This is a genomic window from Micromonospora sp. DT63, from assembly GCF_049841615.1.
Classification (GTDB): domain Bacteria; phylum Actinomycetota; class Actinomycetes; order Mycobacteriales; family Micromonosporaceae; genus Micromonospora.
Genome location: NZ_JBNCKQ010000003.1, coordinates 149,766 through 173,444 on the forward strand (window position 1 = coordinate 149,766; position 23,679 = coordinate 173,444).

The following is a 23,679-nucleotide window of genomic DNA, read 5'->3' on the forward strand; positions in this document are numbered from 1 at the left end:
GTCGGGTCAGTGCCCCGGACATGCCGACGGGGGCCCGCCACCCGACCGTCACTGGTCGGTGGCGAGCCCCCGTCAACGAGGCCGCGGAGCGTCCCGTCCGCATTCCTTGGGTGGGACCTGGGGAGGAACGACCACACCGATGAGGTTGGACCGAAGACGCCCCGCGGAGCTTTATCGTGTTGTTATCTGACGATACAACGGCTCTTGTCCCTTGTCGGGGCAAAAGGCAGAATTTTCCGAGATTCTGCGTCGGCGGAGATCTGGTACGTCGAGGGGTCGCCCCCGCGACGCCGGGCCGCGCCGCGGGGATGACCTCGCTCCCGGGCCGACGAGCGCCGACTGCCATGCGCGGCGAACCGCCACGCGCAGCCCCGGGCCCTGCTCGCCGGGTTCCAACCCATCAACGATCGTCGACCGGCCGGGGTGACGCGACGAGCGACGACACCGCACCGGCCGTCGCCGCAGCCGTCGGGGTCGCGACGTAGGCTCGCTGCCATGCGTATCGGAGCCCACGTCGATTCGACCGACCCGCTGGCGGAGGCGGCCGCCCGGTCCGCCGACACCGTGCAGTTCTTCCTCTCCGACCCGCAGGGATGGAAGGCACCCAAGCCGCGGGAGGACGCCGAGCAGCTGCGCGCGGCCGAGGTCGACCTCTACGTGCACGCCCCCTACGTCATCAACGTGGCGACCCTCAACAACCGCATCCGGATCCCCAGCCGCAAGCTGCTGCTCGGGCACGCGACCGCGGCGGCCGAGATCGGTGCCAAGGGCCTGATCGTCCACGGCGGGCACGTCAACGCCGGGGACGACCTGGCGGTCGGCTTCGACAACTGGCGCAAGACCTTCGCGTACGCGGCCGACTCCGGCGGCTTCGGCGTCCCGGTCCTCATCGAGAACACCGCCGGCGGCGACAACGCCTGTGCCCGCCGGCTGGACGCGCTGGCCCGGCTCTGGGACGCCATCGGCGACCACGAGGTCGGCTTCTGCCTCGACACGTGCCACGCGTACGCCGGTGGTGAGGAGTTGCTCGGTCTGGTCGACCGGGTGAAGGCGATCACCGGCCGGATCGATCTGGTGCACGCCAACAACTCCAAGGGCGCGTTCAACTCCGGCCAGGACCGGCACGACAACCTGGGCGGCGGGACGATCGACCCGGAGCTGGTGGTGGCCGTGATCCGGGCCGCCGGTGCGCCGGTGGTCGTCGAGACCCCGGGCGGCGTCTCCGGTCAGGCGGCCGACATCGACTTCCTTCGCCAGCAGCTCGGGACGGAGCGCCCGGCCGCATGACCACCGGACAGCCCGGGAACCCCCGGCCCACTCCGACCGACGACGCGCCGAGCCCATCGGCGCCGACGCACGTCGGGGCCCCGCCCGCCCCGCCGTCTCCCGCCAGCGCCACGTCCCGGACCGACGCGACCGCCGGCACCGACGCGGCCAGCCCGCCCCGCGCCGATGACACGCCTGTCGCCACTGCCGGGGCCGAGGGCGACGCCGCCCCGAACGGCCGGGCAGAACGCGACGCCACGAAGGACGGCATCGTCAAGGTCGGCGGCAGGAGGTCCGCCGCGAAGGGCCGCCGCGCGAAGAACGGCGCGGCCAAGGACACCACGGCCAAGGACACCACGGCCAAGGACGCAGCGGTCAAGGACGCAGCGGCCAAGGACACCGCGGCCAAGGACGTCGCAGCCAAGGACGTCGCGGTCAAGGACGCAGCGGCCAAGGATGTCGACGAAGCCGAGGGTACGAAGGCGGACGACGCCGACGCTCCGCGCAAGGCCGACGGTGACGCGAAGCCGGTCGAGGCCGAACGCTGGGAGGCGTTCGCCTCGGCGCCGGAGCCGCGGCCCAGCCGACTCAGCCGAGCCGCCCGCGCCGTCGGCCGGTTCCTGGTCCACGAGTGGACCCTGGCGACCCTCGCCTCGCTGACGCTGGCCGTGCTGATGACCTGGCCGACGCTGCGCTACCCGCGCTACACCCTGCCGCAGGACACCTGGGATCCGAGCCTGCAAGCCTGGCAGATGGCCTGGTCCGGGCACATCCTGCTGGCCGACCCGGCGCGACTGTGGCAGTCCAACACGTTCTTCCCGGAGCTGTGGAGCTTCGCGTTCTCCGACACGCTGCTCGGCTACGCCCCGGCCGGGATGCTCGGCAGTGGTCCCCAGGACGCGGTGCTGCGCTACAACATCATGTTCGTGCTGGCGCATGCGCTCGCCACGCTCGGCGCGTACGCGCTGGCCCGGCAGCTCGGCGCCGGTCGAATCGGCGCCGCCGTCGCCGGGGTCGCCTACACCTACGCGCCGTGGCTGCTGGCCCAGGCCGGGCACCTGCACGTGCTCTCCAACGGTGGCATTCCGCTGGCGCTCGCGATGCTCGCGCGGGGGCACGGCTGGTCGCTGCGGCACGGCTACCGGCCGGAGCGGCGGCATGACGGCTGGGTGTACGCCGGCTGGCTGGTGGCGGCCTGGCAGGTCAGCCTCGGCTTCGGCATCGGCCTGCCGTTCGCGTACTTCCTGGCCGCCGCGGTGCTCGTCGTCGCGGTGCTGTTCGGAGTTCGCCGGCTGAGGTCCGGTCGGGCGCTGCCGTTCGGCCGCCGACTCCTCGTGGCCGACATGGTGGGTGGGTTGTTCTTCGCCGGGGTGGGCGTGCTGATGGCGTCCCCGTACTTCATGGTGACCGAACTGCACCCGTACGCCGAGCGGACGATCCGCGACATCAGCATCTTCTCGCCGCCGGCGTCCGGCTTCGTGACCGCACCTGCCGAATCACGGATCTGGGGTGGGTTGCACGAGGGCGCCCGTGCGGCGCTGCCGTGGCATCCCGAGATGACGCTGCTGCCGGGCTTCGTGCTCTACGCGCTGGCCGCCGGTGGGCTGTTCTTCTCGGTCTGGCGGCTACGGCACCGGTTGCTGTTGCTCGTCGGGGTGCTGGTGACGATGGCCTTCGCGATGGGCACCCGCTTCTTCGACGGCACGTTCACCTACGTGCCGCTCTTCGAGCACGCACCGGGCTGGAACGCGCTGCGTACCCCGGGCCGGTTGATGCTGTGGACCACGTTGCTGCTCGCGTTGCTCGCGGCGGGCGCGGTGACCGCTCTCACCGACCGGGTCCGTGAGCTGGCCGCGCAGCGGATCCCGTCCTGGCCGGGGCCGTGGCTGCGGATGGCCACCCTGCTGCCGCTGCTGCTGGTCACACTCGAGGGCCTGAACGCCACCCCGCATCCGGTGGTGCCGACCGAGCCGGCGGCGATGCGCTCGGCTGAGGGACCGATGCTGGTGCTGCCCAGCAACCAGAGCATCGACCAGCACGTGATGCTCTGGTCGACCGATGGGTTTCCGGACGTGGTGAACGGCGGCAGCGGTTTCACGCCTCGGCAGCTCGACGACGTCCGGCGGATCAGCCAGTCGTTCCCCGACCAGAAGAGCGTCGACTACCTGCGGACGTTCGGCGTGCGCACGGTGGTGCTGCTCCGCAGCCAGGTGCCCGGCACCCCGTGGGAGATCACCATCGACGCACCTGTCGAGTCGCTCGACATCACGCGTCAGGACGTCGGCGACGCCGTCGTCTATCGACTCTGACGCTCTCTCACGTGGTGATGGCCGGCTCCGGTTCGGGTTCGGTGGGCGTTGCTCGGCGGCGCCAGCGGTCCAGCCAGGGTGCGTCCGGTGCGCCGTCGAGCACGCCGCCGTCGGGGTCGTCGGCATAGGTGGCCCGTACGGCGTCCTGCTCGGGGTGCATGATCTCCCGGATGACCAGCACGCACAGGGTCACCACTGTCGCCAGCCGCAGCGTCGAGGCCAGCACGAACACGCCCTCCGGGAAGACCGGGCGGCTGGTCGCCGCGCCGAGCAGCTCACCGTAGAAGGCGACGAAGTAGCAGACCTCGGCGAGTTGCCAGGCCAGGAAGGCCCCCCACTTCGGGCGGGCCAGCACCACCAACGGCAGCATCCAGAGCACGAACTGCTGGGACCAGACCTTGCTGAAGATGAGGAACGCGGCGACCACCAGGAAGGCGAGTTGGGCGAGCCGGGGCCGGCGCGGCGCCCGCAGCGCCAGCACGGCCACGCCGAGGCAGGCCAGCCCGAAGAGGGCGTACGAGATGGTGTTGAGGGCGGGGATGTTGGCGTTCAACCATTCGAACGGGCCCTGCTGGCCGGGGTCGTTGCCGACCTTGCCGTCGAGGTAGCGCCCGATGTACCAGAGCGTGCCCCAGTCGATCGGCCGGGTGGTGTTCAGCTCGAAGAACCGGCCCCAGTTGTCGGGGTTGGCCCGGAAGGCGGGCAGGTTCACGAGCACCACGGCCACCGCAGCCGTACCGAGCGCGGTGAGCGCGGCGCGGAGCCGGTTGGCTCGCAACGCCAGGACGAGGATCGGCCCCAGCAGGAACAGCGGCCAGAGTTTCGCCGCGCCGGCCAGGCCGAGCAGGACGCCGGCCACCGCTGGTCGTCGTCGGGCCCAGGCCAGCAGACCGAACGCCGCCAACCCGACGGCGAGCAGGTCCCAGTTGACGGTGGCGGTGAGCACCAGGGCCGGGGCGAGTGCGAACAACGCGGCGTCCCAGGGTCGTCGGCGCCGCAATGCCAGGATCACCGCCACGGTGGCAATGGCGAGCGCACCGAGCACCAGCGCGTTGAGGTTGTAGAACCACTGGCCCTGGTTGATGCTCGGGTCGCCGTCGCCGATCGCGTGCACCGGAAGGCCCAGCGCCCCCATGAAGTAGCCGGTCAGCACCGGGTATTCCACCGGGTGGTCCCGGTAGGGCACCTTGCCCTCGTTGAGACCCTCGGCGTAGTAGAGGGCGAGGACGTCGGTGTAGCAGAACCGCGTGTACTGGACGTTCTTCTGCCAGGCGCCGTCCTGGCACGGGGATTTCTGCACCCAGTGCAACGCGAGCGTGAGGCAGGCCAGCGCCAGGACGATCCGGACGACGGTCCAGAACCGACGCTCGTGGCCGGCTGGCCGGTCCAGTGCCGTCGCGTGGTCGCCGAGCGGCCCACCGATGGCGCCGGAGAGGCCGCGGACGAACCCGTCGGAGCGGGACGGGTGGTCGGTGGTGCCGGCGTCGTCGATGCCGGGCGTCGACTGGGTGCTCATAAAAAGGCATCCTGCCGTACGACGGGGGGTGCGTGGAACACGCACGTCACAGTCTGGTTCGACTTGACCCATCGACGTCGGAAGCTGTGAGCGTCCGGACGCCGCACCTGACGGACCGGATCTGGGTGACCTTCGGACGTGCCGTCGCGGGCAGCTCGCGTACGGAAAACGCCGCCGCCGACCGGACGGGTTCGTCCAGCCGGCGGCGGCGTCGTGCGTGGTGCGGGTCAGTCCCGCGTGGTGGGTGTCAGCCCGGGCAGCAGCCCCCCACCGTTTCCGCCATTCCCGGGACCGCCCGGACCGCCGGGGCCGTTGCCGCCGGTGTTGCCGTCGGTACGCGGGCAGAACGGGTTGGTCAGCGGGTCACAGGGCGTTCCGCCCGGCCCGCCCGGTTGACCCGGCCCACCCGGCTGCCCCGGGGGCGGCGTCGGCGGAGGTGCTGCCTCACCGTTGCCGGACTCCGCGTCGCCGATGTTCGCCGCGGCCGGGAAGTCGAGCTTGTCCTTGCCCTTCAGCGCCTCGTTCATGTACCGCTCCCAGATGTCACCCGGGAGGTTTCCACCACTGACCTTGCGCTTGTCCTTGAGGATGAGTGGCTTGCGGTCCTTCACGTTGCCGACCCAGACCGCAGTGGCCAGCTGCGGCGTGTAGCCGATCATCCAGGCGTCGCCGTTGTCGGAGCTGTCGCCCTTGAGTTCCCAGGTACCGGTCTTGGAGGCAGCCTTGCGGCCGTCATCGAGCCGGTGGTTGACCGCAGCCGGGTAGTCCTTCAACACCGACGTGACGTCGGCTACCACGTCCTTGTCGATCCGCCGCTTCGAATCGAGCTTCTCGCTGGACACCTTGTCCCACTTGCCGGTGTTCGGGTTCTGCTTCTCCACCGAGTAGAGGAAGTGCGCCTTGTTGTAGACGCCACCGTTGGCGAAGGTGGCGACGCCGTTGGCGTGGTCCAGCACCGTGATCGGGTACTGGCCGTAGCCGACCACGTTGAAGAACGGCTCCGGCGTGATGTCCTTCGCGTCCGTCTTGGTCAGGTCGTACGCCTTGGCCGGGTTGGTGTCCGTACGCCACATGGTGGTGATGCCGGCCTGCTTGGCCATGTCGACGACCTTGTCGGCGCCGATCTCCTGGGTGACGTAGTAGAACGGCACGTTCAGCGACTTGAGCGTCGACACCCTGAGCGTGCAGGAGTTGTGGCAGGTCGGGTCATCCGTACCAGCGTTGCTGACCTTGAACTTGGTGCCCTCCGGGGTGAACGCCTTGCCCTTCCACCGGGACTCGAGCGCCTTTCCGGCCTTGAGGGCGGCCGCGAGGGTATAGATCTTGAAGCTCGAGCCGGGTGAGTGGCCGCCGCTGATCGCCCCGTTGGAGTCGGTGTTCTTGCCGGCGTAGTCGGTGCCGGTGCCGTTGTCGCCGCCGTAGTAGGCGACCACCCGCCCATTCGCCGGATCAACCGAGACCACCGCGGCCATGAGGTTGGACGGCTGATCGCTCAGTTCGGAGCCCTTGGTCTTGCGCTGGGCCGTCTCGACCGCCGCCGCCTGCATCTTGGTGTCGATGGTGGTGCGAATCCGGTAACCACCGGCCATCAACGCCTGCGTGCACAGTGGCTTGGCCTCCGTCACCTGCTCGTCCTTGTCGACGCAGATGCCCTTGTCCCGCATCTCGTCCCGGACGTAGTTGATGACGTTGCCGTACGGCGTGTCGACGCCGTAGTCGAGCCCGACGCCGCCCTTCTTCGGGCTCTTGATGCTCTTCAACGGATATTCGGTGGGCCGCTCGGCCGCGCTCAGCCAGCCCTCCTTGACCATGCCGTCGATCACGTAGTTCCAGCGATCCTGGGCGTCCGTCGGGTTGATCGCCGGGTCGTAGCCCTGGTGCGTCGCACTGGGCTCCGGTTGCTTGATCAGAGCGGCGAGCACCGCGCCCTCGGCCGGAGTCAGCTTCGACACCGACTTGCCGAAGTAGGTCTGCGCCGCCGCCTCGATGCCGTAGGCGCCGCGGCCGAAGTAGATGACGTTCAGGTAGTGCTGCATGATCTGCGGCTTGGTGTACTCGTCGTTGAGCTTGGAGGCGAAGATCGCCTCCTTGACCTTCCGGCCGTAGGTGTCGTCCTTGAGGTTCTCGATCGCGTTGCGGGCGTACTGCTGCGTGATCGTCGAGGCGCCCTGCTTGTCACCGCCGGAGACGTTGTTCCATGCGGCCCGGACGATGCCCTTGTAGTCCACACCGGAGTGCCGGTAGAAGTTGCGGTCCTCGGCGGCCGCGACCGCGTGCTGGACGTACTCCGGGATCTGCTCGATCGTGACCAGCGTGCGGTTCTGGGTGCCGACCTTGGCGATGATCGTCTTGTTGTCGAACGCGTAGAGGGTGGTCGCCTGCGGCGGAGTGATCTCGTCTGGCATGACCACGTTCGTCGAGTAGTAGGTGAACCCGACCACGCCGACACCGGCGAGCATGATGAAGACGGCGAACCCGGCGATCAGCAGGTTCATCCGCTTGCGCTTCTTGGCCTTGGCCGCTGCGGCGGGGTCGCCCGCACCACGGCCGCCTCGCCCACCTCGGCCCGGCCCGTTCGGCCCACCAGGACCACCGGGGCCGCCCGGTCCACCGGATACCGGCGAGACGCTCGCCCGAGCGACAGCGGCGCGGCCACCCACCGATGCGGAACCGACGCTGGCCCGGCCCGCCGAGGCGGCGCCGACGGCGGCGGTGCCGACCCGCGCCCGGCCGGCGGGTGCGCCCGGCGCCGGGGAAACCGGCACGGAGGCGCGGCCCGCGCCGGCACGTCCGGCAGCCGCACCCGGCGCCGGCGACACGGGCACCGAGGCTCGGCCGCCACCGCCCGGCGTGGCCGAACCCACCGACGCGGATCCGGCCGCGGCACCGCCACGTGGCGGCACGGACGCCGAACCACCCACCGACGCGCGACCACCGGCGGCCGGCGGTGTCACAGAGGCACGACCGGGGGGCGCCGCAGGCTCCGAGGCGGACCAGCCGCCTGCCCGGGAGTCACCTCCGGGCCGGCGGTACGCGTCGTCCGCGCCCGGTCCGGGGTCGCCGTTCGGGCCCGGGTACTGGGCCCGCCCGCGCGCAGAACTGGGATCGCCGTACGAGTTCATTCCTCACACCCTGCCGGTCGCGGTGGGGCGCGACTGCGCCGCCACCGGGTTGCCGTGAGTTGTTTCACCCGGGACGCCGGCACGGGGGTGCCGGCTCGCCAAGGTCATTGCCGTATCAATGGGGCCAATCGGACCAACGAGTGGTCGACCGTCCCGGGCGATGTGCACGGCCCCGGAGCCGGTCGAACCAACTGAGATCACCGTTGCGCCTCTCGCCTCCGCCGACCCACGTTCCCGGCGCCCGCCGCGTCCTGCTCGCTGCCGCCAGCACCGTCGCCGTCACCCGTGAGACCGTCCCGGCCGAGCAGGTACTGCTCGACGAGATGGTTCCAGTCACAGCCGAGGCACACCTCCACCACGAAGACCTGGAACTCACGTAGCGTCATCGCCAGCACGGGCAGCTCGGCCAGTGTCCGAGCCTGTCCGGCGGACTGCTTGAGTTCGTCCCCGTAAATGTAGTGGACGAGAGTCAGATTCTCGCTGCGACAGATGGGGCATCGACGGTCGGTTGGTTCACCGTGGAACCGGGCAGCGTTCTTCAGGTACGGCGACGCGTCACACACGTCGTACGTGCCGACCCGGCCGGCCAGGAGCTCACGCAGCACTGCTCGCTTCTGAAGCGAGTAGTCGACGACCTGGCGCTGCGTACGCATGCGGAGAAGGGTACGCGGTCCGGCTCGACGAGGCGACCACGGTCACGATCCGTGACGGAAGGACCCCGGAACGGGGGTTTGCCCTGGCCCACGCGACCCGCTAACGTGCGATGTATCGGTCCGATACATCGCGGCGGTTACCGCTCCGCGCCGGAGGGTAAAGAGAGGGTGGCCAGTGCTCGAATTCGCCATCCTCGGCCTCCTGCAGGAGTCTCCGATGCACGGCTATGAGCTGCGCAAGGAGCTGACCGCCAAACTCGGCGCGATCCGGGCGGCGATCAGCTACGGCTCGCTCTATCCCACGCTACGCAGGCTCCAGGCGGCGGGATGGATCACCGAAGCTGCTGAGACGCCCGCCACCGCCGAGGAGGTTCCCGCGCTGACCAGCCGACGAGGTCGGGTGGTCTACAAAATCACCGCGGAAGGCAAGGAACGCTTCGCCCAGCTGATCGCACAGGCCGGGCCCGAGACGTACGACGACACGGGCTTCGGGGTGCACTTCGCGTTCTTCGCCCGGACCGACCAGGCGACCCGACTCCGCATTCTGGAGGGTCGCCGCCGCAAGATCGAGGAGCGTCGCGAAGGGCTTCGTGACGTGCTGGGCCGGGCGGCCGAGCGCCTCGACGCTTACACGCTGGAACTGCAGCGCCACGGTCTTGATGCCTGTGAGCGCGAGGTCCGCTGGCTGGAGGAGCTCATCGCCAACGAGCGCTCCGGCCGAGCCCCGACGGTCCCGAACATCGGGACAGCCGGCGGCCGACGAGAAGACAACAGCCCGCCTCCGCCTGGAGAGACCAGGAAAGAGCGGCCGTGACAGAAAAGAAGGAGGCAGACGCTATGGGCTCCGTCCGCGTCGCCATCGTCGGTGTGGGTAACTGCGCCTCGTCCCTGGTTCAGGGCGTCGAGTACTACCGGAACGCCAACCCGAACGACCGCGTCCCGGGTCTCATGCACGTCGCCTTCGGCGACTACCACGTCAACGCCGTGGAGTTCGTCGCGGCATTCGACGTGGACGCCAAGAAGGTGGGCATGGACCTCGCGGAGGCGATCGTCGCCAGCGAGAACAACACCATCAAGCTCTGCGACGTGCCGCCGACCGGCGTCACCGTGCAGCGCGGCCCGACCTTCGACGGTCTGGGCCAGTACTACCGCGAGATCGTCGAGGAGTCGGACGCCACCCCGGTCGACGTGGCGCAGGCGCTGCGCGACGCGCAGGTCGACGTCGTCGTCTGCTACCTCCCGGTCGGCTCCGAGCAGGCCGCCAAGTTCTACGCCCAGGCCGCGATCGACGCCGGCTGCGCGTTCGTCAACGCCCTGCCGGTCTTCATCGCCTCCGACCCGGAGTGGGCCCAGAAGTTCACCGACGCGGGCCTGCCGATCGTCGGTGACGACATCAAGAGCCAGGTCGGCGCCACCATCGTGCACCGCGCCCTCGCGAAGCTCTTCGAGGACCGCGGCGTCGAGCTGCTGCGCACGTACCAGCTCAACTTCGGCGGCAACATGGACTTCATGAACATGCTGGAGCGCAAGCGGCTCGTCTCGAAGAAGATCTCGAAGACCCAGTCGGTCACCTCGCAGATCCCGCACGAGATGAGCAAGAGCGACGTGCACATCGGCCCGTCGGACCACGTGCCGTGGCTGGACGACCGCAAGTGGGCGTACATCCGCCTCGAGGGCCGCTCGTTCGGTGACACCCCGCTCAACGCCGAGCTCAAGCTCGAGGTGTGGGACTCGCCGAACTCGGCAGGCGTCATCATCGACGCCGTGCGCGCCGCGAAGATCGCTCTGGACCGGAAGATCGGCGGCCCGATCCTGTCGGCCTCGTCGTACTTCATGAAGTCCCCGCCGGTGCAGTACGCCGACCACGACGCCCACCAGGCCGTCGAGGAGTTCATCGCCGGCGAGGTCGAGCGCTGACCCGCTGAGCACCAGCACGGCCGAGGGGCCGGGTCCTGTCGGACCCGGCCCCTCGCCGCGTCTGGCACCGCAGTGCTGCGATCGGTGGCGGCTCGGCAGCACGGTGCTCGGCGTGTCGAACTGCTCAGCAGCCAACGATCAGCCGATGGACCTGCGAGCGACGCCGTCAGGACCAGGCGTGGCGCAGCGCGACGCTCGCCTCCAGCTCCAACAGCGTGACCTTGCGCGGCAGGCCCCCGCCGAAGCCGACCAGCTTGCCGCCCGCGCCGACGATCCGATGACAGGGCACGATCACCGGGATCGGGTTGCGGTTGCAGGCCACCCCCACCGCCCGCGCCGCACCGGGATCGCCGACCAGCCGCGCCACCTCGCCGTACGTCAGCGTCTCGCCGTACGGGATGCGCGTCATCTCCCGCCACACCGCCCGCTCGAACTCGGAGCCGCGCGGCATCGACACCGGGGCGGTGAAAGCGGTGAGCTCACCCGCGAAGTACCCCCGCATTTCGGTCATCACCTGCCGGGACAACGCGTCGCCGGGCTCGTCGGCCGCCGCCCCGACCCGCCCGAAGGCCGCGCCACAGACGTTCGTGCCGTCGGTGGCCACGGAGAACTCGCCGATCGGTGAGTCGAGCACGGTCCAGCGCATCCACCCATTCTCCCCGACCCGTACGTCGCTACCCCTCCGGCTACCAGCGTCGGGTCGAACGCCATTCCTCGGCGGCCCGGACGGCTTCTTTCGCCGCGGCCCGTTCTGCCTGTGCCCGGTCGCGGTCGCGGAAACCCAGATAGAGCTTGCGGCCGGCGTAGATGGGGAGCAGCACAGCCCCGTAGAAAAGCACGACAGTTTCGTCGTTCGAGCTGAGCAGGTAGTAGGCGTAGTAGCCGGCGAGAGCACCACCGATGCCGGCCAGTACCCGATCGACCCGGGATGTGGTGGCGAACGAGGTGACCGCGACGCCCAGCAGCGCGACTGCGGTCAACGCCAGGCTGACGATGTAGAAGACGACCACGATGTTCGGGAGGGTCGGGTCGGCCACGGGCAGGTCCTCTCGATGCGCGTTGACCGGGACGATCTGCCGGCGGCGGAGAAGATAACGCGCCCGAGCCATCCGGCGCTGCCCTGTTTTCGATCAGCTCGGGAAAGATTCATCTCCGCGTCGAGCGCGACCGTTGAACCTTGCACCACGTCGATACCGTGCGGGTCGTGGCCACGGGGACGCTCATCTTTCTGATCATCGGTGGGGCGGGTGTCGGCGTGCTGGCACTCGCCCTGCTCGGCAGCGAACTGCTGCACTTCGGGCACGCCGACGTGGACGGGCCGATCTCCACCGAGACGGTCGCCGGGTTCGCCGGCGCTTTCGGGTTCGGCGGGGCGATCGTCAACGAGCTGCTCGGCGCGCGTACCCCCGCGCTGATCGCGGGTGCGGCGGCCGGCGGCCTGCTCGCGGCCGTGCCCACGGCGTGGCTGGCGTCGCGGCTCAGTCGGGCGGCGCGCAACATGCGCACCGACCCCACCCCCACCCGTGACGACCTGGTCGGCGCGCTCGGCCTGGTCGTCACTCCGGTGCCAGCCAACGGGTACGGCGAGGTCCGCATTCGCCTCGCCGGCCAACCGGTCAAGCTCAGCGCCCGCGCGGACCAGCCGATCCCGATCGGTGCCCAGGTCTTCGTCGTGCAGGCGCTCAGCGAGACCAGCGTGCACGTAGAAACCTACTGACCTCCCCCTCATAGACGGGACTCCTCATATGGCCCTACTCATCGCCATCGGTGGTGCGGTTCTCCTCGCGCTCGTCCTGGTGTTCTTCGTTCTCTCCCGGATCAAGGTGGCCGGACCGAACGAGGCGTTCATCGTCACCGGCCGCAAGGGCCGTACCACGCAGACCGCCGACGGTGCCCGGTCGACCGACAATTCCGGGCAGAAGGTGGTGCTGGGCGCCTCGGTCTTCGTGCTGCCGGTGGTGCAGAAGCTCCAGTCGCTCGACCTGTCCAGCCGGCGGATCGACGTCGGCATCCGGGGCGCGGTCAGCAAGCAGGGCATCCGCGCCGACCTGCACGGGGTGGCGATCGTCAAGGTCGGCGGGACCGAGGACGCGATCCGGGCAGCCGCGCAGCGGTTCCTGCACCAGCAGGACGAGATCGACAACTTCACCCGGGAGGTGCTGGCCGGCGCGCTGCGCTCGATCGTCGGCCGGCTCACCGTCGAGGAGGTCATCCGGGACCGAGCGGCGTTCGCCAGCGCGGTGGCCGAGGAGGCCGAGCACTCGATGACCAACCAGGGTCTCGTGCTGGACACCTTCCAGCTGCAGGACATCCTCGCCGAGGGTTCGTACCTCCAGGACCTGGGGCGACCCGAGGCGGCCCGGGTGCTCAAGGACGCGGCGATCGCCGAGGCGCGGGCCCGCCAGCAGGCCGAGCAGGAGCGGCTGCTCGCCGAGGAGGCCATCGCGGAGGCGAACCGGAACCTGGCCCTCAAGCAGGCAGGCATCCAGGCGGAGATCGATGCGGCGAAGGCCAAGTCGGCCGCAGCCGGGCCGCTCGCCCAGGCCGAGCGGGACCAGGCGATCCTCTCCGAGCAGCAGAAGGTCGCGGAGCGCAACGCCGAACTCAAGCAGCGTCAGCTGGACACCGAGGTGCGCAAGCCGGCCGACGCCGCCCGGTACAAGGTGGAGCAGGAGGCCGAGGCGGCCCGCAACGCGGCGGTGCTGAGCGCCGACGCGCAGCGCCAGGCCGTCATCGCCGCCGCGCAGGCCTCCGCCGAGCAGGCACGGCTCACCGGTGAGGGCGAGCGCGCCCGGCGGGCCGCGCTCGCCGAGGCGAACGCGATCGAGGGCGCCAAGGAGGGTGAGGCCGAGCAGCGGCGGCGCTCCGCGATCGCGGAGGCGGTCGAGCGGGAGGGTACGGCCGAGGCCGCGGCCATCCAGGCGCGAGGCCAGGCCGAGGCCGACGCGATGGCCCGCAAGGCCGAGGCTTTCGCTGCGTACGGCGAGGCCGCGGTGCTGGACCTCCTGGTCAAGGTGCTGCCGCAGGTCGTCGAGGCGGCGAGCGCTCCGATCGGGGCGATCGACAAGATGACAGTCATCTCCACCGACGGCGCGTCGTCGCTGACGAAGTCGGTGGCCGGCAACGTCGCCCAGGGACTTCAGCTCGGCAGCGACCTGACCGGGATCGACCTGGCCGGTCTGCTGGGCCGACTCGGCGCCCGTGCCGACGACGACGCCGCTCGCGCCGCCGATTCGGCGACGCGGGGCGGAACGCCGACGGCGGGTAACGCGGTCGTCCCGAGCACCCGCTGATCGGACTCCATCGTCCGGTAAGCAGTGACGCCGCCGAGCCGAACGGTTCGGCGGCGTCAGGCAGGCCACGGCTGGGCCAGCCAAACGCCGGTCGGTCCGCTGGACCCAGCGGACCGACCGGCGTCGGTAGAGAGGGCTGTTGGTCAGGCGAGCCCGATGGTGAACTTCTCCCAGGGCCCGAGCCCGTAGGTGGGGCTGGACCAGTCGATGTTCCGGTTCGCGATGAGCGGCTTGCCACCGCCGCTCTCGGCCGTCACGGCCTTGTCATTGACGTACGCACCGAAATGGACCGTTCCGTCGGCGTTGTGGTCGATGACGTAGAAGACGGTCGAGTCGGTGATCGCCGTGCCACTTGCGAGCAACGGGTTGGCCCCGGCGGCCACGTACTTGTTGTTGACCAGCGCCCGCAGCGCGTAGTACTGGTATCCGAGGTCGACCAGCTCGTACTTCTCCCATGCACCCGGTGCGGTGGCGCGGGCGATGAGCGGCTTGGTCCCGCCATTCTCCGCGGTGACGAACTTGCCGTTCGCTGACGCCTTGAGGCTGATCACCGGGTTCGGCGACTCCAGGTCGAACTTCTCCCAGGCACCGATGGTCGTGCCACGGGCGATCAGCGGCTTGGTGCCTGCGGACTCCGCGGTAACGAACTTGCCGTTGACCTGCGCCTTGAGGCTGACGCTGCCGTCGGTGTTGTTGAGCAGCTGGAACTTCTCCCAGGCCCCGATGGCCGTGCCACGGGCGATCAGCGGCTTGGTGCCTGCGGACTCCGCGGTGACGAACTTGCCGTTGACCTTCGCCTTCAGGGCGACAAGCCCACTGCCGGCAGCGACGAGGTCGAACTTCTCCCACGCCCCGAGGACGGCGCCGCGCGCGACAAGCGGCTTGGTGCCAGCGGACTCCGCGGTCACCAGGCTGTCGTTGGTCCGGGCCCGCAGGCCGACGTCGCTGCGGGTCGTCACCGCCGGTCCGACGTAGAGCAGCCGGTCCAGGGAACCCGTCGTGCCGAGCACGGCCCCCGAGATACCGCTGGTCACGATGTAGTCCCGTACCTGGGCCGGGGTCGAGGTGGGGCTGACGGCCAGCCGCAGTGCCGCAGCGCCGGCCACATGTGGCGACGCCATGGAGGTGCCGTCGCCGACCAGGGATGCGGTAGGGCTGGCGATACCCGCCGAGGTGATGCCCACGCCCGGGGCGAACGTGTCAAGGCACGAACCCCAGTTCGAGAAGGTCGCGCGCATGTCGATCCGGTCCGTCGCGCCCACCGTGATCGCCGTCGGCAACGCGCTCGGTGAGTAGTTGCAGGCGTCGTCGTAGCTGTTGCCGGCGGCGACCGCGTAGGTGATCCCGGAGGCGATGGAGGTGGCCACCGCCTGCTCCATGGCCGGGTCACGGCCGAAGACGGTCCCGAGACTCATGTTGGCGACGGCTGGCTTGACGGCGTTGGCCGTCACCCAGTCGATCCCGGCCAGGATCGTCTCGGTGTCACCCTTGCCCGAACAGTCGAGCACCCGTACCGCCACCAATTTGACATCCTTGGCGACGCCGTAGGTGCTGCCGCCGAGGGTGCCGGCGACGTGTGTGCCGTGACCCTCGCAGTCCTCGGCGACCGTGTCGTCGTCGACGGCGTCGTAGCCGTACGAGGCCCGGGTCCCGAAATCCTGGTGGTCGATCTTGATGCCCGTGTCGATCACGTACGCGGTGACGCCGCTCGCCGACGCGGAAGGGTAGCTGTACGTCTTGTTCAGTGCCGGCGTGACCTGGTCGATCCGGTCCAGACCCCACGACGGCGGGTTGGTCTGCGTACCACTCGCCCGGTAACGCCGCACCGGCTGGACCGACGCCACGTCCTCGTCTGCCGCCAACCGCTTCGCCTGCGTCGCGCTCAGCTGGGCGGAGTAGCCCCGCAGAGTGCGGGTGAAGACCTGCCGGACCGCCCCGCCGTTGTTTCGCGACAGTGCGGTCGCCGCCGCGCGGGTCTGCGCAGGGGTTGCCTTGGTGTCCTTCAACACGACGATGTAGCGACCGGGCACGACCGCGTCCGCCTGGTCATTCGGCGAATCGGCCGGGGTACGCGGAGCGGAGGGAAGCTGCGCCCCACCCGGCTCGGCCATCGCCGGCACGGTGGTGAGGACGGACGTCAAAGTTGTCACTGAGGCGAGCACCAGGCCCACCGCCGCCGTTCGGTATGTCACGCCACGGCTGAAAATCACATGTACTCCCCGTAAGCAGACCAGCGCCCACCCACGATGGATCATCGATGAGGCCCGCAATCCTGCGGCGCCTGACAGGCGCTGGTGAATGTTGCACCATCGTCTATGAGCGCCAATGCTGAGGCTTCATCCGTTCGGTGGACAACATTGGATATTCACCCGGCCCGCCGTCTCCGGAGTCCTTACCGGACTACCGAATACCCTGTTCGTTGGCCCAGCGCAGCAGCTCCGCCTCGGCGGCGTCGCGGTCCAGCGGGCCGTGCTCCAGACGCTGTTCCTTGAGGTGCTTCCAGGCCCGCCCCACGACCGGCCCCGGCGGTACGCCGAGCAGCTCCATGATCGCGTTGCCGTCCAGGTCGGGACGCACCCGGGCCAGGTCCTCCTCGGCGGCGATCCGGGCGATCCGGTCCTCCAACGCGTCGTAGTCGGCGGCGAGCTGCGCGGCCTTACGACGGTTGCGGGTGGTGCAGTCCGAGCGGGTCAGCTTGTGCAGCCGGGGCAGCAGGTCGCCGGCGTCGGCGACGTAGCGGCGCACCGCCGAGTCGGTCCACTCGCCCCGCCCGTACCCGTAGAAACGCAGGTGCAGCGCAACAAGCGCGGTCACCTTCGCGGTGATCTCCTTGGGGTAGCGCAGGGCCTTCATCCGGGCCTTGGTCAGCCGCGCGCCCACCACCTCGTGGTGGTGGAAGCTGACCCGACCGTCGGACCCGACGGCCTTGGTGGCCGGCTTGCCCACGTCGTGCATGAGGGCGGCCATCCGCAGGATGAAGTCGCAGCCCTCCTCCTCGAAGGAGACCGCGTTCTCGACGACCGTCAGCGTGTGCTCGTACACGTCCTTGTGCTGGGCGTGCTCGTCGATCTCCAGCTTCAGGCCCGTCAGTTCCGGCAGGAACCGCTCGGCCAGCCCGGTGTCGACAAGCAGCCGCAGCCCGGTGATCGGGTCGGCGCCGCAGAGCAGCTTGGTGAACTCGTCCCGCACCCGCTCGGCGGTGATCCGGTCCAGGTCGGCGGCCATCCCGGTCATCGCCGCGTGCACGTCCGGGTGGACGGCGAAGCGCAGTTGGGCGGCGAACCGGGCCGCGCGCAGCATCCGCAGCGGGTCGTCACCGAACGACTCACGCGGGGTGCTCGGCGTACGGATGACCTTGGCCGAGAGGTCGTCCAGCCCGCCGTGCGGGTCGGTGAAGCGGTGCTCCGGCAGGCTGACGGCCATCGCGTTGATGGTGAAGTCACGCCGCTTCAGGTCCTCGTCGAGGCTGGTGCCGTACACCACCACCGGGTTGCGGCTGACCTGGTCGTACGACTCGGCCCGGAAGGTGGTGATCTCCAGCCGGAGGCCGTCGCGCTGAGCGCCGATGGTGCCGAACTCCCGGCCGGTCTCCCAGATCGACTCGGCCCAGCCCTTGATGATCCGCAACGTCTCGTCGGGGTGGGCGTCGGTGCAGAAATCCAGGTCGTCGCCGAGCCGGCCGAGCAGGGCGTCGCGGACCGAACCGCCCACCAGGTGCAGCTCGTGACCAGCGCGAACGAAGCGGCGGCCCAACTCGTCGGCGACCGGCGAGACCCGGAGTAGTTCGGCGACGGCGTTGCGCTGCGCGGCGGTGAGTTCGCGGCGGTCGGCGGCGTGAGGAGCGGAGGCTTCGGACATGGGATCGCCAGCTTATCGGGCCTGGGTGTGATCCGATCCGCCGGGCGCGGGTAACGGGCAGGGGTTGACTATGGTCTGTGACGTGCGGGTCGGCGCCCGGCTCGACGTACCCCTGGGAGGCTGGAGATGAGCGGCGGGCTCTACCGCAGCGCGAACGCCGCGCGGGACGGCGGTGCGGGAGCCAACGTCCGCCCCTCCGACGGCGCCACGTTCATTTCGGCCGAACCACTGAACCAGCCGGCCATGGAGTCGACCGCCCCGCCGCAGGAGCAGGTGGGCGAGGCGAGCGCGGCGGCCAACAGCGCGGTGATGGCGGTCGGCAGCCTGGTCAGCCGGGGTACGGGCTTCCTGCGCACGCTCGCGTTGACCGCCGCGCTGGGCGGCGCGCTGGTCGGTGACGCGTACACGACCGCGCAGATCCTGCCCGGGATGGTGTACGAGTTCCTGCTCGGCGGCATCCTCACCAGTGTCCTGATCCCGGTTCTGGTGCGCCGGCGCAAGGTCGACAGCGACGGCGGCCAGGCGTACGCCCAGCGGTTGCTGACTCTCGCGGTGCTGGCCCTGGCCGCGGCGGCGCTGGTGGCGGTGGCCTTCGCCTCCGTGCTGACCTCGCTCTACGCCAGTAAGAAGACCGGAGCCGACTTCCGGGATCTGGTCACGGCGCTGTCCTACCTGATGTTGCCGATGATCTTCTTCACCGGCCTCAGCGCGCTGATCAGCGCGGTACTCAACACCCGGGGGCACTTCGCCGCCCCGATGTGGGCGCCGATCCTGAACAACATCGTGGTGATCGCCACGGCGGGCCTCTACATCGCGATCTTCGGCGCGACGATCGTCAAGCCGGACGAGATGACCACCGGCCGGATCCTGCTGATCGGCGGCGGCACCCTGCTCGGTGTCGCCATCCAGGCCGCCGGGCTGCTGCCAGCCCTGCGCAAGGTCGGTTTCCGCTGGAAGCTCCGGTTCGACTTCCGCACCCTCGGGCTGCGTGAGCTGGGCCGCCTCGGCGGCTGGATGTTCTGCTACGTCGCGGTCAGCCAGGTCGGCCTGATCGTGCTGTTCAACCTGCTGAACCGGGCCGGTAAGGAGAACGCCGCCGGCCCACTGATCTACAACAACGTGTTCCTGCTGCTGATGATGGCGCACGGCATCATCGCCGTCTCGATCATCACGGCGCTGATGCCCCGGATGAGCGCGGCGGCGGCCGACGGCCGGTACGCCGACGTCGCCGCCGACCTGTCCCGCGGCACCCGAACCGTCTCGGCGGTGCTCGCCCCGATCGCGGTCTGCTACGCGGTGCTGGCCACCCCGCTGGCCGTGACGCTGTTCCGCTACGGCGCGTTCACCGACGAGAACGCCGCCGACACCTCACTGGTGCTGCTGCTCGCGGCGCTGGCGCTGGTGCCGTTCGCGATCAGTCAGCTCTTCACCTTCGCCTTCTACGCCCTGCCGGACACCCGCACCCCGGCGCTGATCAACATTCCGGTGGTGGCGCTGCGCATCGGGGTGCAGGTGGTGCTCTACGTCGCCTTCGCCGCACACTTCGCGGCGGCCGGGATGATGATCGGTAACGCCGTGTCCTACCTGGCGGCGGCGTTCGCCTCCGCCTGGCTGCTGCGGCCCCGGGTCGGCCGGATCGGGATGGGCGCCATCCTGCGTACCCTCGGCCGGGTCGTCGTGGCCGCGTTGGGCTCCGCCCTGGTCGGCCTGCTGGTGGTGAGCCTGCTGCCCGGGGGCGACACGCCGAGCTGGATGCAGGCCGTGGTCCAACTCGTCATCGGTGGCGCGGTGATCGGCGGGACGTACCTCGGTCTCGCCACGGTGCTGCGGATCGGGGAGATCACCGAGGTCGTCGGCATGGTCCGCCGCCGCCTCGGTCGCTGAGCGCAAGAAGACGGGCAACCGAGAGTCACAGCCACACGGAACGTGACAGCGGATCACCAGGCTGGGGACGCACCTGTGGATAACTCCGCGATTCGCCGGTCAGCAACCGGATCGGCCTGTGGATAACCAGCCGTACGGCTGAGCGTGGTCGCCCGATCGGCGGGAACAGGCGGTTGGCGGAGGGCACCACGCCAGGTCCAGCCCCAACGTCGGTCACTTGCGGTGAAGCCGTAGATTGGCTAGTACATGTGCCAGCAACGTGGCTGACAACGGTCGTAACCGGACGACTTCCCCGACTCCCGGCACCCCGCCGAGTACGGCAAGAAGATGACATGTCGGGGAGACGGGCAACCCGGGTAAGGTCGCTCTCGACGGGTACGGCAGGCGCCGACGCTGCGCGTCGACACCGGTTGGCCGGTTCCTTCGACGGCAGAGCGGGAAGCCACATGCCCAGCAGTGCGGGTCCATCGATCGACACGATCACCGAGGGAGGACGGGTGACCCAGGTCGGCGAGGGTCAGGAGGCGGACGAGAGCGCTCCTCCGGTCATGACCTTCGGTGCTCCCACGGCCGGTGAAATTCTCGCCGAGCGTTACGAGCTGGTCGAGCACATCAACAACGACAGCGCGGGTCGGCTGGTCTGGCGCGGGGTCGACGTCATCCTGCGCCGCCCCGTCGCGGTGGTGCTGCGCTACCCGGGTGGCGACTCCGCCACCGAGATGCTCCAGGCCGCCGTCGCGGCGAGCCGGGTCATCCACCCCAACCTGGTCGGCGTCTACGACGCCATCGACGAGGCCGAGCGGGCGTACGTGGTCCGTGAGTGGGTGGACGGTCAGTCGTTGCGCGACCTGGCCGCCGACGGTCCGTTGGACCCGGCACGGGCCACCGCGATCGGCAACGCCGTCGCCAGCGCGCTCGCCGCGGTGCACGCCACCGGAATGGTGCACGGCAACGTCCACCCCGGCACCGTCATGATCAGCGACGAGGGTCGCGTGGTCCTGGCCGACGCGCGCACCGACGGCGACGACAGCCAGGAGAGTGACATCCGGGCGGTCGGCGGCGTCCTCTACTTCGCACTGACCGGTCACTGGCCGCACGCCGAGGCACCGCTGCGCGGCGCCACCGCCGGCCATGGTCGGGCCGCCATCCCGGACGCGGTCCGGGACGCCGGGGGCACCCTCGCGGCACCCCGCCAGGTTCGGGCCGGGGTGCCCGCGTACCTGGACGACCTGACCATGGATCTGCTCGACGCCGAGATCGCGCCGCCGTCGTCCGACGTGCTGGCGGCCGAGTTGGCCCGGCTGGACGTGCCCACCGAGGAGGAGCACTACCTCGACAACGGTGGGCCACTGCGCTTCGCCGCCGACACCGAGGACGAGCCGTCGCCGCTGGCCGCGGCCGGTGGTCGCAAGGTCGCCATCGGCATCGCCGGCCTGCTGGCGGTCGCCCTGGTCGGTTTGCTCATCGGGATCAGCGCGCTCGGCGACGGCGACAAGGACCCGCAGAACACCGCCGGGCCCACGCCCACCGCCAGCGCTCCGGCCGGCGACGCCACCCCGGCGGCCGCCACGGTCCGCAACCTCGGCGTGCAGGGCATCCGGATCATCGACCCGGACAGCAGCAAGCGCGACGAACTCGGCGGCGCCGACAAGATCATCGACGGTGACAACGACAAGGGTTGGGAGACCGACCGCTACCCGAACGCCACGTACGGGAACCTCAAGGCCGGCATGGGTGTCTGGCTGGACCTGGGCTCGCCGCACACGGTGAAGTCGGTGCAGGCCGTGCTCTCCGGTCGAGGCGCCACCGCGAAGCTGCTCGCCGGCACGACCACCTACCCGTCGACCTCCGGCGGCGACAAGCAGATGGTGGCGAACTACAAGACCGAGATCGGTGTCCTGAAGGAGCACGACGGCACCACGATGACCTTCAACGGCTTCAACGCCGACCAGAAGTACCGCTACCTGCTGCTCTGGTTCACCGAGCTGCCGGCCATCGGCGACGAGGACGGCTTCCGGCTCGGCGTGCAGGAGATTACGGTCCAGGGTTCGTGATCCGGCCAGCACGACCCGGGCACCGCATCCGCTGGACGTGGTGATGGACGGGCGCGACGCGGCAACGGACCTCGAGCTGCTGCGCGCCCACGTCGCCGGTGACCGGGACGCCTTCGCGGTGCTGTTCCACAGGCACCGCGACCGGCTCTGGGCGGTGGCCCTGCGGACGCTCGGCGACCGCGAGGAGGCCGCCGACGCCCTCCAGGACGCCCTTCTGTCGGCACACCGGGCGGCTGGCCGTTTCCGTGGCGACTCCGCAGTCACCACGTGGCTGCACCGCATCGTGGTGAACGCCTGCCTGGACCGGATCCGACGCCGGCAGGCGCACCCCACCGTGCCACTACCCGACGGCAACCGGTCCGGCGACGGATCCGGCACCGGCGGTGTCGAGCCGGCCGCGCCCGCACAGGACCACGACACGGCGCTTGTCGTCCGCGCCGCGCTCGCCGCGCTGCCGATCGAGCAGCGGGCCGCCCTGGTGCTGGTGGACGTGCAGGGTTACCCGGTGGCCGAGGTGGCCCGCATCCTCGGTGTCGCCGAGGGGACTGTGAAGAGCCGCTGCGCGCGGGGGCGGGCACGGTTGGCGGTGCTGCTCGGGCACCTGCGGCCGGCGACGCCGTCGCAGCCGGCCCCGGCCGGACGGAACGCGGACGTGCCCGGCGTCACGCCGGGGAACCCGCGCCCGGCCGAGGGCGTCGGATCAGGGTCGGTTCGGTACCGGCAGGACGCCAACCAGGAGGACGCGTGACGAACGAGGGGTTCAGGGAGGTCGACACCGACCTGCTCGCTGACTACCTCGGCGGCGCGTTGGACGGCACACCACAGCAGGCCCGGATCGCCCGGCTGGTCGACACGGAGCCGGCGTGGGCAGAGGCGTACGCGCTGCTTGCTCCCGCGGTGACGCAGGTCCGCGCCGAGCTGGCCCGCTGGGCCGAGCCCTCCCCGGAGCTGCCCCCGGCCGTCGCCGAACGGATCTCCGCCGCGCTGGCCGCGGCCGACACCCCGACTGACGACGCCCCGGCCACCCTCGGCGGCGCCACCGGCTCGCCCGAGCTGACTGCTCCCGCGACGCCGGTCAGTGTCCCGGCGCAGGGCGGCCGTCGCCCCGGCGGCCCGTCGCCGACCGAGTCGGGGCGCGGCAGAGCCACCGGCCCGGGTCGCCGGCACCGCCGCTGGGCTCGGACCGTCACTCCGGTGGCCGCCGCGGCTGTCGCTGTCGTCGCTGTCGGTCTGGGCCTTGCGCAACTGTCGACGAACACCACGGACAGCGGCGCCATGGACCGCCCGGCCGCCGCACCAGGTGCGGCAGCGGCCGGGGCGGCCCGCACCTCCGGGCCCGCGCTGCACAGCGGAACCGACTACACCCCGCAGACTCTCGGCCAGACGGCGACCACACGGCCGTCGCCGCTGCTGGGGAACGGCAGCGACGGCCGCAGCGAGCAGCAGGGGGTGGACGCCGAAGGGGGTCGACGGCCGGCCCCTGACGGATCGGACCAGCTGGCCCGGCTGAGCGGCGAGGCGGCGTTGACCGGCTGCCTGTCGGCCGTGGCGGCGGAGCACGGCTCGGCCCCGCTGGTCGTCGAGGTGATCGACTACGCACGGTTCCAGGGCGAGCAGGCGCTGGTCATCCGGTTCACCGACGCGACGGGGGTCCGTTGGGCGTGGGTGAGCGGCCCCGAGTGTGGTGTACCCGGGTCCGGCTCGGACAGCCGGTATTCGTCGCGGGTAGGGTGAATCCGCGGTCATCGGTGCGATGTGCGTCCACGTGACGTGACCCACCGGATGCCCGGCTCGGGAATCCCCGCTT

General features: G+C 70.4%; 17 protein-coding genes. 10 read left to right on the plus strand and 7 right to left on the minus strand.

From position 1 onward, the window contains the following. The first annotated feature begins 495 nt into the window (after positions 1-495). The gene (locus ACLQ27_RS13025) at positions 496-1,287 is read left to right on the plus strand and encodes a deoxyribonuclease IV (RefSeq protein WP_425866949.1); all 792 of its coding nucleotides are present in this window, start codon (positions 496-498) and stop codon (positions 1,285-1,287) included. After that, the gene (locus tag ACLQ27_RS13030) at positions 1,284-3,575 is read left to right on the plus strand and encodes a hypothetical protein (RefSeq protein ID WP_425866951.1); all 2,292 of its coding nucleotides are present in this window, start codon (positions 1,284-1,286) and stop codon (positions 3,573-3,575) included. Before ACLQ27_RS13025 ends, ACLQ27_RS13030 begins: the two co-directional genes overlap by 4 nt. Before the next feature lie 7 nt (positions 3,576-3,582). On the opposite strand, the gene ACLQ27_RS13035 is transcribed toward ACLQ27_RS13030, so the two are convergent. The 3 genes from ACLQ27_RS13035 to ACLQ27_RS13045 all read right to left on the minus strand — a co-directional run bounded on the left by ACLQ27_RS13035 (position 3,583) and on the right by ACLQ27_RS13045 (position 8,866). Further along, positions 3,583-5,091, minus strand: a complete 1,509-nt coding sequence (locus tag ACLQ27_RS13035; protein ID WP_425866953.1) for a glycosyltransferase family 87 protein — start codon at positions 5,089-5,091, stop codon at positions 3,583-3,585. Between the two features lie 227 nt (positions 5,092-5,318). Continuing rightward, positions 5,319-8,213 carry a transglycosylase domain-containing protein gene (locus tag ACLQ27_RS13040; RefSeq protein WP_425866955.1) on the minus strand — a complete coding sequence of 965 codons (2,895 nt, stop codon included), beginning with the start codon at positions 8,211-8,213 and terminating at the stop codon, positions 5,319-5,321. A gap of 197 nt (positions 8,214-8,410) precedes the next feature. Further along, a complete protein-coding gene (locus tag ACLQ27_RS13045) occupies positions 8,411-8,866 on the minus strand; it encodes a DUF5318 domain-containing protein (RefSeq protein WP_357491741.1) in 456 nt (151 codons plus the stop codon). A 175-nt stretch (positions 8,867-9,041) separates the two neighbouring features. On the opposite strand from ACLQ27_RS13045, the gene ACLQ27_RS13050 reads away from it, so the two are divergent. Together ACLQ27_RS13050 and ACLQ27_RS13055 are read left to right on the plus strand one after the other, a co-directional pair. Continuing rightward, a complete protein-coding gene (locus tag ACLQ27_RS13050) occupies positions 9,042-9,680 on the plus strand; it encodes a PadR family transcriptional regulator (protein ID WP_074315526.1) in 639 nt (212 codons plus the stop codon). Positions 9,681-9,703: 23 nt separating this feature from the next. After that, positions 9,704-10,783, plus strand: a complete 1,080-nt coding sequence (locus ACLQ27_RS13055) for an inositol-3-phosphate synthase (RefSeq protein WP_234588668.1) — start codon at positions 9,704-9,706, stop codon at positions 10,781-10,783. A gap of 166 nt (positions 10,784-10,949) precedes the next feature. Here the strand turns inward: ACLQ27_RS13055 and ACLQ27_RS13060 are convergent, their stop codons facing one another. Beyond that, a complete protein-coding gene (locus ACLQ27_RS13060; RefSeq protein WP_357573717.1) occupies positions 10,950-11,429 on the minus strand; it encodes a methylated-DNA--[protein]-cysteine S-methyltransferase in 480 nt (159 codons plus the stop codon). 40 nt (positions 11,430-11,469) lie between these two features. After that, positions 11,470-11,892: a hypothetical protein gene (locus ACLQ27_RS13065; RefSeq protein WP_357491736.1), complete on the minus strand. Its 423-nt coding sequence runs from the start codon at positions 11,890-11,892 to the stop codon at positions 11,470-11,472. A gap of 86 nt (positions 11,893-11,978) precedes the next feature. Here ACLQ27_RS13065 and ACLQ27_RS13070 point away from each other — a divergent pair, with 86 nt between their 5' ends. Together ACLQ27_RS13070 and ACLQ27_RS13075 are read left to right on the plus strand one after the other, a co-directional pair. Beyond that, positions 11,979-12,500 (plus strand): hypothetical protein, encoded by a 522-nt coding sequence (locus ACLQ27_RS13070; RefSeq protein WP_357492091.1) that lies wholly within the window; start codon positions 11,979-11,981, stop codon positions 12,498-12,500. Between the two features lie 28 nt (positions 12,501-12,528). Continuing rightward, positions 12,529-14,076 (plus strand): flotillin family protein, encoded by a 1,548-nt coding sequence (locus ACLQ27_RS13075; protein ID WP_234588674.1) that lies wholly within the window; start codon positions 12,529-12,531, stop codon positions 14,074-14,076. Between the two features lie 143 nt (positions 14,077-14,219). Here ACLQ27_RS13075 and ACLQ27_RS13080 read toward each other — a convergent pair whose 3' ends face one another. Both ACLQ27_RS13080 and ACLQ27_RS13085 read right to left on the minus strand, forming a co-directional pair. After that, on the minus strand, positions 14,220-16,268 hold the full coding sequence (locus tag ACLQ27_RS13080) for a S8 family serine peptidase (protein WP_357491733.1): 2,049 nt from the start codon (positions 16,266-16,268) through the stop codon (positions 14,220-14,222). A gap of 208 nt (positions 16,269-16,476) precedes the next feature. Next, positions 16,477-17,934: a CCA tRNA nucleotidyltransferase gene (locus tag ACLQ27_RS13085; protein ID WP_234588678.1), complete on the minus strand. Its 1,458-nt coding sequence runs from the start codon at positions 17,932-17,934 to the stop codon at positions 16,477-16,479. 126 nt (positions 17,935-18,060) lie between these two features. Here ACLQ27_RS13085 and murJ point away from each other — a divergent pair, with 126 nt between their 5' ends. The 4 genes from murJ (at position 18,061) to ACLQ27_RS13105 (ending at position 23,606) form a co-directional block, all read left to right on the plus strand. Further along, a complete protein-coding gene (gene murJ, locus ACLQ27_RS13090; RefSeq protein ID WP_357573716.1) occupies positions 18,061-19,818 on the plus strand; it encodes a murein biosynthesis integral membrane protein MurJ in 1,758 nt (585 codons plus the stop codon). A 446-nt stretch (positions 19,819-20,264) separates the two neighbouring features. Next, positions 20,265-21,872: a protein kinase family protein gene (locus tag ACLQ27_RS13095; protein ID WP_357491729.1), complete on the plus strand. Its 1,608-nt coding sequence runs from the start codon at positions 20,265-20,267 to the stop codon at positions 21,870-21,872. 43 nt (positions 21,873-21,915) lie between these two features. Beyond that, positions 21,916-22,620: an RNA polymerase sigma factor SigM gene (sigM, locus tag ACLQ27_RS13100; protein WP_357573715.1), complete on the plus strand. Its 705-nt coding sequence runs from the start codon at positions 21,916-21,918 to the stop codon at positions 22,618-22,620. Continuing rightward, entirely contained in the window at positions 22,617-23,606 is a 990-nt protein-coding gene (locus ACLQ27_RS13105; protein ID WP_357491725.1) for a hypothetical protein, read from the plus strand. Before sigM ends, ACLQ27_RS13105 begins: the two co-directional genes overlap by 4 nt. The last annotated feature ends 73 nt before the right edge of the window (positions 23,607-23,679 follow it).